Here is a 13,267-nt window from a genome sequence, read left to right on the forward strand (position 1 = left end):
GCCCTCATTATAGGCGCAGGCGGGAATTGGAACATGCTCCAAATTTCACAAAAAAGTTTGCCAACTTATGGTAAGTAACAGGTCTATAGTCTTGATTCCTCCTTGTATTTGGTGGAAATTACAGCTAATTAGAAAAAAATAAGGGGCTTAGGATTTAGGTTCAACATGAATCTGCACATTCATGATATTATGCCGGCTGCTCATCCGCTCTTCGATCGAGTCGCTGATCTGGTGGCCCTCCATGACGCTGATGCTGGCATCCACTTCCACCACAACATCGACCAGCACATGATTGCCATGAACACGGGCTTTGATATCCTTAATGCCTTCCACCCCCGGCGTTCGGGCAATCGTACTGCGCAAATCCAGCAGCTGAGCCTCATCGAAGCCATCGGTCAACCGGTAAGTGGAATCACGGAAAATATCCCAGGCCGTCTTGGAAATCAGCACACCTACAGCCACCGCGGCAGCAGAATCGATCCACGGGAGACCAAACTGTGCACCAACAATCCCCACTGCCGCCCCGATACTGACCATAGCATCCGAGAAATTATCTTTGGCGGCGGCCATAAGTGCACTATTATTAATCTGTTTAGCCAGCCTTCTGTTATAAATATATACCCCCATCATGGCGATGGCACACACTAAGGCCACTCCGGCAGACCAAAGCTGCGGGATCGCTTTCACCCCTTCGAACAAGGAGCGCACCGCTTCCACGATAACCTGAATGCCGACCATTGCCATAATGAAGGAAGCCAGCAGCGCAGCTACCGTCTCCGCCCGGAAATGTCCGTATGGATGATCGGAATCAGGCGGCTTCCGCGAGATACGCAGCCCGACCAGAACTGCAATTGATGCGACGATATCCGTCAGGTTATTGAAACCGTCGGCAAGCAATGCACTGGACCCGAATAAGTATCCGCTAATCAGCTTGAACGCTGACAGAACCAGATAAGCGGCAATACTGACCATGGCCCCGCGTTCACCCTTGCGTATGTCTTCGTAAATATCGGCCACTTGCTGCCACTCCCTCTTGTTCGATTTCCTTGCACACTCCACTCGGGTATTTCATTCTTTGAATTATTCTTGCCCTTGTGGCGGCATTTAAAAACAATTAGAATGAGGTAAAGGACTTGCTTCATAAGGGGGTTAACATAATGAGCGAAAATAATGAAAAGCCTAAAATCAATCTGGCGGATGCGATCCGCCAAAAGCTGGAACAGAAAAAGCAGCAATCTTCCAACAAACCCGGTTCTTCGTTTCAGGCAGGTTCCGCGAAACCGCTGAAGAGCCAAAACAACAAAAAGCCTAATAATCAACGCCGCCGCACTGGCGGTTCATAGGACTTTTGGTCCGGTGTACAGGTACTGAACATAAACGGCTGCGTTATCCCCGGGGGGATAACGCAGCCGTTTTGCATGAACTCCTAAAAGTTCTTTCCATTATAGTTTAAGCTTCAACAGGGTACATGCGCTGGCGCATTTCCTTAATTTCCGGATTCTCCAGGTATTCATCATAGCTCATGGAGCGGTCGATGATGCCAGTCGGAGTAATTTCAATAATACGGTTGGCGATGGTCTGAATAAACTGATGGTCATGAGAAGTGAACAGGATTGTTCCGTCAAAATCAATCAGTCCGTTGTTGAGTGCTGTGATGGATTCCAGATCCAAGTGGTTGGTAGGCTCATCGAACACCAGTACATTCGCGCCGTTCAGCATCATTTTGGCCAGCATGCAGCGGACCTTTTCTCCCCCGGAGAGGACGCTTGCCTTCTTCAGCGCTTCTTCACCGGCAAACAGCATCCGGCCCAGGAAGCCGCGCAGGAACGTCTCGTCCTGATCCTTGGAGTATTGGCGCAGCCATTCGACCAGGTTCAAGTCAACCCCATCGAAATATTTGGAATTGTCTTTCGGGAAATACGCCTGGGTGGTGGTAACTCCCCATGTGTATTCGCCGGCATCCGCTTCCTTCTCTCCCATGATGATATCAAACAGCAGCGATTTAGGCTGTGAATACGGGCCTACAAAAGCAATCTTGTCGCCTTTATTCACCACAATGCTGAGTTCGTCCAGCAGCTTCTCGCCGTCAACCGATTTGCTCAGGCCGCTGATTGTAAGCAGCTGTTTGCCGGCTTCGCGTTCAGGCTTGAAGTTAAGGAACGGGTATTTACGGTTGGAAGGACGGATATCGTCCAGCGTAATTTTCTCGAGCTGCTTCTTACGTGAAGTCGCTTGCTTCGACTTGGAAGCATTCGCCGAGAACCGCTGGATGAACGCCTGCAGCTCCTTGATCTTGTCTTCCTTCTTCTTGTTGGCATCACGCTGCAGCGTCTGGGCCAGCTGGCTGGACTCATACCAGAAGTCGTAGTTGCCGACGTACATCTGAATTTTGCCGAAGTCGATGTCTGCAATATGTGTGCAGACCTTGTTCAAAAAGTGCCGGTCATGGGATACAACGATAACGGTGCCTTCGTAGTCCATGAGGAAATTCTCCAGCCAGCCGATCGATTCAAGATCCAAATGGTTGGTAGGCTCATCGAGCAGCAGGTTGTTCGGACGTCCGAACAGGGCCTGGGCAAGCAGCACACGTACCTTTTCGTTGCCGCTGAGTTCGGCCATCTTTTTGTCATGCATTTCACGCATAATGCCAAGACCAATCAGCATGGCCGCAGCATCAGGCTCAGCATCCCAGCCATTCAGCTCAGCGAATTCACCTTCAAGCTCGCCGGCGCGCAATCCGTCTGCTTCAGTGAAGTCACTTTTGGCATACAGCGCATCCTTCTCCTTCATAATTTCATAAAGGCGGGTATGCCCCATAATTACCGTTTCCAGCACCTGGTATTCATCGTACTCGAAATGGTTCTGCTTCAGTATAGCCAGACGCTCGCCGGGGGTAATATGCACCTCCCCGATGTTCGCTTCAATCTCGCCGGACAAAATTTTCAGGAAAGTAGATTTGCCGGCGCCGTTTGCCCCGATCAGGCCATAGCAGTTGCCGGGTGTGAATTTTATGTTTACATCTTCAAATAGTGCGCGTTTTCCGTAGCGGAGTGTTACGCCGCTTGTGCTAATCATTAAGCATTACCATCCTTTTCACTTAGGGTTTCGGCTCATTATAGCATAAAATCAAGGCAAATAGCCCGTAAGATCGCTGCAGAACCTGCGGTTTCGGCTTAAAATCTGCTGTTATTTCCTTATTGCCCCGAATAGCGGTCCTCCGGATGCACTACAAGCGTTTCGCCGTAACCCAGCGTACGTATCCGCTCTGGGCTGATTCCCTGGGCTTCCCGGGCCAGCTCCATCCGGTCCAGTGCTTCCCGCGCCGTATCATCGGCCAGCCGGAAGGTGCCAAAATGCATCGGGATCATCAGCTCCGCCCCCACATCGAGAAAAGCCTGCACGGCCTCTTCGGGATTCACATGCTGCGAATTCATGAACCATTCCGGCTCATAAGCCCCGATCGGCATCAGCGCAATATGCAGCTTAAACCGGCTGCCGATCTCCTTGAAGCCCGGAAAGAAGCCGCTGTCCCCCGCAAAATAGAGGTTCGGCGGCAGCTTCCGCTTCTGCCCGTCCCCTTCACCTTCCGGGTGCTTCTGGGGTTCAGCCGGTTCAAGCACATACCCTCCCCAGTGTGAGCTGTTGGTGTCAAACGGCGTCCGCCGGGTCCAGTGCTGGGTCGGCACGAACGTCAGCTTCACCGCTCCAAGCGTCAGCTCCTCCCACCACTGCAGCTCATGGCAGTTTGGAAAGCCCTTGCGGAGCATTTTCCGTTTCAGCCCGGCCGGTACGACAATCGTGGTTCCCGCCTTATAAAGTTTACGGATTGAGGCGATGTGCAGATGATCATAATGGGAATGCGAAATAAGGATCAGATCAACCGGCGGAACCTCATTCAGCGGAATGCCCGGCTCTCCGATCCTTTTCTCAAAGCCAAGCCGCCTTGCCCAGATAGGGTCTGTAATAATATTCATACCTTCATATTGTAGAAAAAAAGTCGAATGCCCGATCCAGGTAATCGTCGTATCCAGCCGGTTCTCAGCCAGATAAGACAGCCTGGGCGGGTGATTCGGCACTTTATAGGTATAGTCCTTCTTCTTGCTCCGGCGTTCTTCACGCCACTGGCGGAATTCCTTGAGCGTTTTATCTGTACTGACGTTATCGATATTATTGTATTTTGCTTTAGCCATAACGGCATCTCTCCTTCATTGCGTTCAGTACAAATTTTACCCATTTTACATCCAGCTTAAGCTGGATAAGAAGTATCCCTTTTGTATTCCGCCCGTACTATGATGTAAAATGCGGGTAAAGACTACGGTGCTTGTACCGTTCAAAAGGGGAGCCTAACGTATGAAGATCACATTTATTGAACCGACTCCAAGTCCAAATACGATGAAGCTTCATCTGGACGAAAGCTTGGAGCCTGGAATACGCAGGACCTATACACCGGAAAGCCAGCGCAGCGCCCCTGCCTGGGCACGGGATATGCTGGCCATTCCCGGAGTAATCAGCATCTATCACGCAGCTGATTTCGCCGCGCTGGAGCGCAAAGGCAGCGCCGACTGGGCGGCGATTCTCCGAGAGGTCCAGAGCCGTTTCGGTGCGGATGGGCTTAGCGCCGACTTCAACCTGGCCGATGAAAATGCAGGTGCCCATTTCGGGGAGTCCCAGGTCTTCGTGCAGATGTTCCGCGGCATTCCGATCCAGATCCGCGTGAAGACCGGCGCTGCTGAGGAGCGCATCGCCCTCGCCGCCCGCTTCACCCAGGCGGTGACGGATGTGGCCAGCGCCGTATTGATCAAGGAGCGCAAGCTCACCGATTACGGCGTGCGCTACGGCGAGCCGGCCGAGATCGCACGCGAGGTCGAGCAAGAGCTGGAGGCGGCGTACCCGCAGGAACGCCTCGACTCCCTCGTGCAGCAGGCTATCGCGCACGGAACTGCCGGCGAGTTCGTCGAGCAGCGGCAGAAGAAGGAACGGGCCGAGCTGCTGCAGGACCTGCAGGACGAGGACTGGCGCGTGCGCTACGCCGCGCTGGAGGATCTGGCGCCGACGCCGGAGCTCCTGCCGGAGCTGCGCACGGCGCTGCACGACCCCAAGCTGCATATCCGCAGGCTTGCGGTCGTGTACCTGGGCGACATCCGCACGCCTGAGGCGATGGAGCTGCTCTATGAGGCGATGGCAGACAAGGCTCCGGCCGTGCGGCGCACGGCTGGAGACACGCTGTCCGACATCGGCGATCCGGCAGCGACGCCGGTCATGACCGCGGCGCTCTCGGATTCCAGCAAGCTCGTCCGCTGGCGGGCAGCACGGTTCCTCTATGAGGTAGGCACTGCTGAAGCTTATAACGCCCTAAGCCTTGCGGCCGATGACCCGGAATTCGAAGTGGGCCTGCAGGCGAGAATGGCACTGGAGCGGATCGCCTCCGGCGAGGAAGCCGCCGGGACCGTTTGGCAGCAAATGTCGGAACGCCGGCGCACCTGACACACTCCTGCCGTAATTTGTTATTGCGTGAGACTTATAAATTGCATTATACTAAACCCTGCTAATGTTCATAATTGTATAAAGATAGCCTCATCATACCTAAGATGAGGTAGAGGTCGCGAATATTATAAGTACGCGCGCTGAGACGTTAAGAGCCGTCAATGAAGCCGCCGAAAGGAATATCCGCCGAAGTCTGTGCCGCCGCTCTTCATGCTGCACAGACTGGGGCCGTTGCCGAACAGGCACGGAACTGTCACAGTGTACCGCAGGTCTCAAGTCCAGCGGATACTGCACTGTGTTGCGCTATCTTAACAGGGAGTATGATGCGGAGCCGTATTTTCAGGAAACCGCAGATCCGTCTGCGGTTTTTTTGCGCCTACAGGATTTGCCGCCCCCTTAACCGGGCGGCGGCAGCGTACACCACTCCCCTTCATGAACAGCAACATTCAGATCAACTCAGAAGGAGTGTCTTATTCATGCAAGCAACACATGATAATCAGCAGTCCGGCAGCCCGAACGGGCCCGCTCTGCGCAAAACATTCAAAGCCAGGCATTTAACGATGATCGCCCTTGGCGGCTCAATCGGAACCGGACTGTTCCTGGCCAGCGGCGGCGCCATTGCCTCTTCCGGACCCGGAGGAGCCCTGCTCGCTTATGCTGCTGTCGGGATTATGGTCTATTTCCTGATGACCAGCCTTGGTGAGCTGGCAACTTACATGCCCGAATCCGGTTCCTTCAGTACTTACGGCACCCGCTTCGTCAGCCCTGCCTTCGGTTTCGCAATCGGCTGGAATTTCTGGTATAACTGGGCCGTTACTATAGCTGCTGAGCTTTCTGCTGCAACAGTTATCATAAAATACTGGTTCCCTGAGAGCTCCTCTACGCTCTGGAGCCTGCTGTTCCTGCTGATAATGTTCGGCCTGAACTTCCTCTCATCGCGCGGGTACGGCGAATCGGAATACTGGTTTGCGATTATCAAAATCATCACCGTTATTGTCTTCCTCGTGGTCGGTGTACTGATGATCTTCGGGATTATGGGCGGAGAAAAAATCGGCTTCAGCAACTTCCAGCTCGGCGGCAGCTCCTTCCACGGCGGCTTCTTCGCATTCGTCGGCGTCTTTATGGCCGCCGGCTTCTCCTTCCAGGGAACGGAGCTGGTCGGCGTAGCCGCCGGAGAAAGCGAGAACCCTCGCCGCAATGTGCCTCTGGCTATCCGCCAGGTCTTCTGGCGCATTATGATCTTCTATATCTTTGCCATTCTCGTCATCGGACTGGTAATTCCGTATACGAATCCGGATCTGCTCCGCGGCGGCATTGATGATATCGGCGTCAGCCCGTTCACCATCGTCTTCAACAAGGCTGGCCTGGCTATTGCTGCATCCGTGATGAATGCTGTCATTCTCAGCTCCGTATTGTCAGCAGGTAACTCCGGCATGTATGCTTCCACCCGCGTCCTGTACGCAATGGCCAAGGACGGCATGGCCCCGCGTGCACTGGGCAAGCTGAACCGCCGCGGCGTACCTGTAGGCGCACTGCTCGTAACTACCGCAGTCGGCATGCTGGCCTTCCTTGCCTCATTCTTTGGTGACGGCGCCGTTTACAACTGGCTGCTTAACGCCTCAGGCATGTGCGGTTTCATCAACTGGCTGGGCATAGCCGTCTGCCATTACCGTTTCCGCCGCGCCTTTGTGAAACAGGGCCACTCGCTGGATGAGCTGCCTTACCGGGCCAAATGGTTCCCGTTCGGCCCGCTGTTCGCCTTCGCGCTCTGCCTGATCGCTGTGCTTGGCCAGAATATGGGTGCCTTCACCGGAGACCGTATTGACTGGTACGGTGTTCTGGTCTCTTATGTCAGCCTGCCGCTGTTTTTCTTAATCTGGGCCGGCTACCGCTGGTTTAGAACAAGCCGCATTATTCCGCTGGAAGAATGTGATCTCAGCACTACTGCCGAATAGACACGCTCAGCAAAAAGGATGCTCCTTCGCCTACCGCGCGGGAGCATCCTTTTTTAGCAATCCAGTGTTTACTTCCAGGTCACAAACACCTTCAGATCGCCGGTATTATCAAAAGCCGAGCTGCTATAGGACAACTGGTTCAGTCCCAGATTATACAGCTCCTGCAGATCATTCTTGAGCCGCTGCCCGCTGCCCCGGTAACGGAACAGAATGGACTGTTTGCCGGAGGCTACGGCCGCCCTGGCAAGCTCCTTCAGTTCTGCGGCAGAGGTAACTACCTGATCTTCTTCATACAGCCTGTAGTCCAGCTGGTCCTGAAGCTTCTGATACACGGACATGTTCTGGCCGCCACGGCCGACCAGTTCAGACAAGGTCTGGGCATAGCCCACGGACGCTGCCGGATAAGATTTGACCCAGCTGTGGTCGCGGCGCATTTGCGCATCTGTTCTCATATAGTACACTGTGCTTACTTCATCACCGGTACTCGGCGACGGATCATCCCAGGTTGTGTCCAGATGATACCAGCGCCCGTCCAGCTGCACCAGATTCCAGGCATGGGACTGCGATACGCCTCCCTCCGGTCTTGCTTTACCTTCAACAATTTTATTAGGTATGCCTGCGCCAAGCAGCAATTTATAGGTAAGCAGGGAATAGCCCTGGCATACTGCGCTGCCGCTTTGCAGCCCTTCGTAGGCGGTATATTTACTATAGGTGTTGTCGTATTTCAAGTTCAGCACAACCCAATCGTGAATCACCTTAACCTTCTGATGATTATCCATCCCAGGTGTAATGATCTTTTGCAGAATTGCTTTTACCTGCTTATTCACATAGGCTGTCTGCTGCAGGGTCTCCCTGTATTCCACCTGAACCGTTACATTCGCAGATCGGCTGCTCCCCCGGTATGAGAAAGCGTAACTGTCTATAATGTAGTACAGATAGGGATCGCTGCCCATCGCCTGGTCAATGGCGCTTTGCACCTTCGGCTTACTGATATTGCCCTCGTAGGTAAAGGTGATATTCTCTCTGCGGTTATTCATTGCCCCGGCCAGCTTTTGGGCCATTTCACTTACAGATTGAAGTGAAGACGAAGCCGCGGCGGCATAGGCCTGCCCCCAGCCATAGTAAAGCGCAGGCGGCAAAGCTGCGAACAGTATCATCCCTCCCAGCATGGTCTTCATCAGCGACAAACGTTTCTTTCCCATTTCTCCCCCGTGCCTCCTGCGAACTTCGAATAGCTATATCACATAGTTTGTACTCTATATTAGATGCCGAAAACTGCTTCTCCACAACCATAATATTACTTATTCTGTTTGTAACCATACAGAGGACAGAAATTCCCTTCTCCGTATACGCTATATTGTTAATATCGGTCTGGAATGCCCGTTAAATAAGCCTTTCCTGCCTGCCGGCTATTTCAACATCCTCATGCTCCCTTTCCACAAAAAAACCGCTCCCGCGCAGATCATCTCTGCGTATGGAGCGGCTTCCATTCTCTTCAATCATCCTGGCTCAATTCATTCAGTTCCGTCAAACGGTTATGAAATAGACTTCTCCAGCTTTAACCGGCAACGGATGTTCCGCCCCGGCCAGAGAGCCGTCAGGAAGCTGAATCTTCAGGGTCTGCGGATATACAAGACGGCATTCTCCATCACGGGACGCGGTGATACGTGCGGATACCAGCACATGATCCTGCCATTCAAGGTCCACTTCATACCCTCCGCGTGCCTTAATTCCGCTGATTTTGCCGTTTTTCCAGGCGTTCGGCAGTGCCGGCAACAGAGTGATTTCACCCAGATGACTCTGCAGGAGCATCTCGGCGATCCCGGCGGCAGCGCCGAAATTGCCGTCAATCTGAAACGGAGGGTGGGCATCGAACAGGTTAGGATAGGCCGAGCGGGACAGCAGCGTCCGGACAAAACTGTAGGCCGATTCGCCTTCCTTCAGGCGTGCATAGAGGTTGATCAGCCAGGCACAGCTCCAGCCGGTATGTCCGCCCCCCGAGGCAATCCGCTTCTCAAGCGACAACCGGCTGGCTTCCAGCAGTTCCGGTGTATCCCGTTCATTAATCAGATCTCCGGGATACAGGCCATATAAATGAGAGACATGACGGTGCCCCGGCTCCGATTCTTTGAAATCCTCGATCCATTCCTGCAGACGTCCGTCCTCACTAATCTGCAGCGGCATCAGCCGGGACAAGGCTTCCTCCAGCTGAAGCTGAAACTCGTTGTCCTCCTCCAGAATCTGTGCTGCCTGCAGGCAATGGCTGAACAGCTCACGGATAAGGGTCAGGTCCATTGCCGAACCCATAGAGATGCTGCAAGGCTCACCTTCTGCCGTTACAAACCGGTTCTCCGGAGAAGTAGACGGATTGGTTAAGAGCAGACCCTCCGGTCCTTCGACCAGCCAGTCCAGGGCAAACAGCGCCGCCCCCTTCATCAGCGGGTAAGCCGTTTCCTGCAGGTAGGAGGTATCCGGATTATAGGCATAATGCTCCCACAGATGACGGCTCAGCCACACACCGCCCATCGGCCAGAAGGCCCAGCTGGCATCCCCGCCTGACGGCACAGAGCTACGCCACAGGTCAACATTGTGATGGGCTACCCAGCCGCGGGCGCCGTAGTGCACTGCAGCCGTTCTGGCTCCGGTCTCACTGAGCTCCCGGATCAGATCAATAAGCGGCTCATGAAGCTCGCTGAGATTGCCCACCTCTGCCAGCCAGTAATTCATCTGGGTATTGATATTAGTCGTATAGTTGCTGTTCCAGGGCGGTGTCACATGCTCGTTCCAGATCCCCTGCAGATTCGCCGCCTGCGAGCCGGTACGGGAGCTGCCCATCAGCAAATAACGGCCATACTGGAACAGCAGTGCCTCAAGCTGAGGATCCTCTTGTCCAGCCTTATAGGCGGCCAGCCGCTCATCTGTCGCACGTTCAGCCGCTTCCCAGCCTCCGAGGTCAAGGTCTACCCGCCGGAAGAGTGCCTGGTGATCGGCAGTATGCCGCTGTTGCAGCTCTTCATATGTCACCGCTGCTGCCGCTGTCAGCCGCTGTACACAGCTCTCCGCAGGGCTCAGAAGCCCCGCCGGGCTTGCCTGGCGGCTGCTCTTCAGGTGGGCGGCCTTACTCTTCAGCTCTGCATAGTCCGAAGCAGCAGCAAGCAGCAGCTGCACCTGATCAGCGCCGGAGATCACAAGCTTCCCGTCCCGGAATTCAACCTTGCCTCCGGAAGTGAGAACCTGAAGGTGCAGCTCGAAGGCTATACCCAGCCCCTCCTCGTATTGAATGGCGTTTGGATGGTCCTGATGGTAGTTATCAGCAATGTGCGTTGGGCAGCGGCCTTCCAGCACCAGCTTCCCTTCGCCCGCATCCTTCACGGTATGCTGCAGAGGGCTGTTCAGGGTAAGCGTCAGATTCAGCCCGCCTTTAGCCTCGCTTGTTTCCTGTATGACTAACACACCGTCAGGGGCGCTGATCCAGGCCTCACGGGTAAAGGAGCCTGCTTCTGTCCGAAAGGTTACCGTGGCAATGCCGCTGTCCAGGTCCAGCTCCCGGCTGTATCCTGTGCAGTTCTCCGCCCCCGGCTGTTCCAGATAAAGATTACCGAGCGGCATATAAGCTTGGCCATTCACACCGAGCATGCGGGCATTAATGAGCTTTTCCGCTTCAAGATAGCTGCCTTCCGATACGAGACCGCGTACCTTCTTCAGATAACGTAGGGCCTCGTAATTATTCGTGTCCCGGGGGAAACCGGACCATAACGTATCCTCATTCAGCTGGAACTGTTCTCTTGCCGTACCGCCGAACACCATGGCTCCCATATGCCCGTTTCCAAGCGGCAAAGCTTCCTCCCAGATAGCTGCAGGCTGCTTGTATCTCAATTTCCAGGGACGCTCTACTAAGTTCTCATGCTTCATGCTATAACCTCCATACCGATTCAATATACAGCAAAAGACCCGGACAAATGTCGGGTCCTTGCTGTTGCATTAGTTTTGTTTAAGAGGGAGGACCGCTGCTTACAGATCTTTACCGGTCCACAGGGATACTCTCTTCTTCACGAGTTCAGTGTATTCTTTCTCCATGTCTTGAGCACCGGCTTTGTCGAGCTCAGCCAGGAAAGCATCGTAAACCTTGTCGAAGTCTGCTGGTTTGGACAGGATGGCTTCAGGAATACGTTTGCGGATAATATCTTGAGTCTTTTTGAAGATAACCTGGTATTGACCGTCAGTTGGAACCGGCATGTTGTACAGAGCGCCCCATTCTTTAGTAGGGAATGCATCTTCACCAGGGAACAGATCTTTCCAAGTTGTAGCGTTGTAAGCTTTCAGTGATTCTTTTTCAGCATCGGAGTACGAAGCTACGATTTGTTCAGGGAAGTTCGTAGTATAGTAGTTACCTGTGGAATCCTTCACGCCGTCACCATAGTGTGCACCAAAGATATTGTACTGGCCGATACCAGTTTCTTTTGCAAAGTTAGCGGCATCATTGGATTTTCTGTCTTGAATATCAGCAGGGATTTCACGTTTTCCATCAGCATTTACAGTGTACTGTTTGCCTTCAACACCCCAGTTTTTCAGGATCTGGGCTTCTTCAGAAGACATCCAATCCAGCCATTTAATGATGCGGACAGGATCTTTAGCAGCGGTTGTGATCGAAATACCGGCAGCATCAATACCTGTAGTCTGGAAGGAGTGGTCTTTGTACTGATCGGACAGGGTTACAGGGAAGTGAGCATAAGTATACTCGTCTTTACCTGCTGCCTTCAGAGCATTTTCACCATCTTGGTATTCCCATTCCTGGGAGATCAGACCGAGTACGCGGCCGCTGGCCACTTTAGCTTTGTATTGGTCATCTTTTTGTACGAAGGTATCTTTGTCAAGCAGACCTTGAGCGTACATGCCATTCAACCAACGGAAATATTCTTTTTCTTCAGGGCGTTTGTAGTGAAGCTTAGCTTCATAAGTTGTAGGATCTACATAATATTCACCATCATCCGGTGCGCCTGTTGTCAGGAACGCAGGGTTGGTAACGGTGATCATGATTTTCCAGTCATCCGCATTCAGTGTGAGCGGAATAGTAGGCTGTCCATCGGTTTCCGGATGCAGAGCTACATAATCCTTCAGCACTTTCTCATAGTCTGCCAATGTTTTTACTTGCGGGTAGCCCAGTTCTTTCAGCACGCGGTGCTGAATTTCAAAGCCGCCGCCAGCGTCGAAGGATTGTTGGTCAACCCCCATGTTTGTAGGAATGGAATAGATTTTTTGATCATCATTGCTGTATTTCAGACGGTTCATGTTTTCGCCGTAGATTTTCTTGAGGTTCGGAGCATACTTGTCGATCAGATCGGTCAGATCAAGAATCAGGCCTGCATCTACCAGGGTACCGAGGTTCCCTTTTGCAAAGATCATATCCGGCACGTCGCCGCTGGCAGCCATCATCGCAATCTTTTGGTCGCCGCCGCCGCTGCCTACGTCAAATTCCGCATCCAGTGTTACGCCTGTCTTTTCAGTAATAACTTTACCCACATCATCCTGCATCTTGTTCCAGTTCGGACTTGCATCCGCACCAAAGAATGTGAATGTAACCGGGCTTGTATCCATAGCTTCATCTGCTGGTGCACTTGCTTCCGCATTGTTGCCTGTGTTTGCTGGTGCATTGGTAGCAGTGCTGTCAGCTGCATTATTATTGTTGTTGCCGCCACAGCCTGCGATCAGCATAGAACTCATGAGCATAAGTGTAAAAGCGGTTTTAATGCTCTTGCTTTTCATTTGATATCCCCCTTGATAATTTGTGTAATTGATCTATGCATATCAGGTTAAACCTGAATATACCA

At 53.0% G+C, this 13,267-nt stretch carries 9 protein-coding genes and 1 riboswitch; of the genes, 3 read left to right on the forward strand and 6 right to left on the reverse strand.

The window, feature by feature from the left end; genetic code table 11:
* Nucleotides 1-147: 147 nt before the first annotated feature.
* The gene (locus tag QU597_RS24910; RefSeq protein WP_370656282.1) at nucleotides 148-972 is read right to left on the reverse strand and encodes a cation diffusion facilitator family transporter; all 825 of its coding nucleotides are present in this window, start codon (nucleotides 970-972) and stop codon (nucleotides 148-150) included.
* 185 nt (nucleotides 973-1,157) lie between these two features.
* On the opposite strand from QU597_RS24910, the gene QU597_RS24915 reads away from it, so the two are divergent.
* The gene (locus tag QU597_RS24915) at nucleotides 1,158-1,343 is read left to right on the forward strand and encodes a hypothetical protein (protein ID WP_054943450.1); all 186 of its coding nucleotides are present in this window, start codon (nucleotides 1,158-1,160) and stop codon (nucleotides 1,341-1,343) included.
* A gap of 106 nt (nucleotides 1,344-1,449) precedes the next feature.
* Here the strand turns inward: QU597_RS24915 and QU597_RS24920 are convergent, their stop codons facing one another.
* Together QU597_RS24920 and QU597_RS24925 are read right to left on the reverse strand one after the other, a co-directional pair.
* Nucleotides 1,450-3,075: an ABC-F family ATP-binding cassette domain-containing protein gene (locus tag QU597_RS24920; protein WP_310830270.1), complete on the reverse strand. Its 1,626-nt coding sequence runs from the start codon at nucleotides 3,073-3,075 to the stop codon at nucleotides 1,450-1,452.
* A gap of 119 nt (nucleotides 3,076-3,194) precedes the next feature.
* On the reverse strand, nucleotides 3,195-4,190 hold the full coding sequence (locus QU597_RS24925) for an MBL fold metallo-hydrolase (RefSeq protein ID WP_310830271.1): 996 nt from the start codon (nucleotides 4,188-4,190) through the stop codon (nucleotides 3,195-3,197).
* Nucleotides 4,191-4,350: 160 nt separating this feature from the next.
* On the opposite strand from QU597_RS24925, the gene QU597_RS24930 reads away from it, so the two are divergent.
* Nucleotides 4,351-5,484, forward strand: coding sequence for a virulence factor (locus QU597_RS24930; protein ID WP_310830272.1), 1,134 nt, complete (start codon nucleotides 4,351-4,353; stop codon nucleotides 5,482-5,484).
* Between the two features lie 102 nt (nucleotides 5,485-5,586).
* Nucleotides 5,587-5,798: riboswitch (Lysine riboswitch) on the forward strand.
* Between the two features lie 162 nt (nucleotides 5,799-5,960).
* Nucleotides 5,961-7,439: an amino acid permease gene (locus tag QU597_RS24935; RefSeq protein ID WP_310830273.1), complete on the forward strand. Its 1,479-nt coding sequence runs from the start codon at nucleotides 5,961-5,963 to the stop codon at nucleotides 7,437-7,439.
* A gap of 68 nt (nucleotides 7,440-7,507) precedes the next feature.
* Here the strand turns inward: QU597_RS24935 and QU597_RS24940 are convergent, their stop codons facing one another.
* The 3 genes from QU597_RS24940 to QU597_RS24950 all read right to left on the reverse strand — a co-directional run bounded on the left by QU597_RS24940 (nucleotide 7,508) and on the right by QU597_RS24950 (nucleotide 13,202).
* On the reverse strand, nucleotides 7,508-8,641 hold the full coding sequence (locus QU597_RS24940; protein ID WP_310830274.1) for a transglutaminase domain-containing protein: 1,134 nt from the start codon (nucleotides 8,639-8,641) through the stop codon (nucleotides 7,508-7,510).
* Nucleotides 8,642-8,966: 325 nt separating this feature from the next.
* Nucleotides 8,967-11,351: a glycoside hydrolase family 95 protein gene (locus QU597_RS24945; RefSeq protein ID WP_310830275.1), complete on the reverse strand. Its 2,385-nt coding sequence runs from the start codon at nucleotides 11,349-11,351 to the stop codon at nucleotides 8,967-8,969.
* Between the two features lie 99 nt (nucleotides 11,352-11,450).
* Nucleotides 11,451-13,202 (reverse strand): ABC transporter substrate-binding protein, encoded by a 1,752-nt coding sequence (locus QU597_RS24950; protein ID WP_310830276.1) that lies wholly within the window; start codon nucleotides 13,200-13,202, stop codon nucleotides 11,451-11,453.
* Between the last annotated feature and the right edge of the window lie 65 nt (nucleotides 13,203-13,267).

The organism is Paenibacillus pedocola, assembly GCF_031599675.1.
Taxonomy (GTDB): Bacteria; Bacillota; Bacilli; order Paenibacillales; family Paenibacillaceae; genus Paenibacillus_AQ; species Paenibacillus_AQ pedocola.

What these genes read in the sequence shown, in the direction of transcription:
- QU597_RS24910 (WP_370656282.1), bottom strand. Translation starts at nt 972, where the DNA reads ATGGTCAGTATTGCCGCTTATCTGGTTCTGTCAGCGTTCAAGCTGATT.
- QU597_RS24915 (WP_054943450.1), top strand. Translation starts at nt 1,158, where the DNA reads ATGAGCGAAAATAATGAAAAGCCTAAAATCAATCTGGCGGATGCGATC.
- QU597_RS24920 (WP_310830270.1), bottom strand. Translation starts at nt 3,075, where the DNA reads ATGATTAGCACAAGCGGCGTAACACTCCGCTACGGAAAACGCGCACTA.
- QU597_RS24925 (WP_310830271.1), bottom strand. Translation starts at nt 4,190, where the DNA reads ATGGCTAAAGCAAAATACAATAATATCGATAACGTCAGTACAGATAAA.
- QU597_RS24930 (WP_310830272.1), top strand. Translation starts at nt 4,351, where the DNA reads ATGAAGATCACATTTATTGAACCGACTCCAAGTCCAAATACGATGAAG.
- QU597_RS24935 (WP_310830273.1), top strand. Translation starts at nt 5,961, where the DNA reads ATGCAAGCAACACATGATAATCAGCAGTCCGGCAGCCCGAACGGGCCC.
- QU597_RS24940 (WP_310830274.1), bottom strand. Translation starts at nt 8,641, where the DNA reads ATGGGAAAGAAACGTTTGTCGCTGATGAAGACCATGCTGGGAGGGATG.
- QU597_RS24945 (WP_310830275.1), bottom strand. Translation starts at nt 11,351, where the DNA reads ATGAAGCATGAGAACTTAGTAGAGCGTCCCTGGAAATTGAGATACAAG.
- QU597_RS24950 (WP_310830276.1), bottom strand. Translation starts at nt 13,202, where the DNA reads ATGAAAAGCAAGAGCATTAAAACCGCTTTTACACTTATGCTCATGAGT.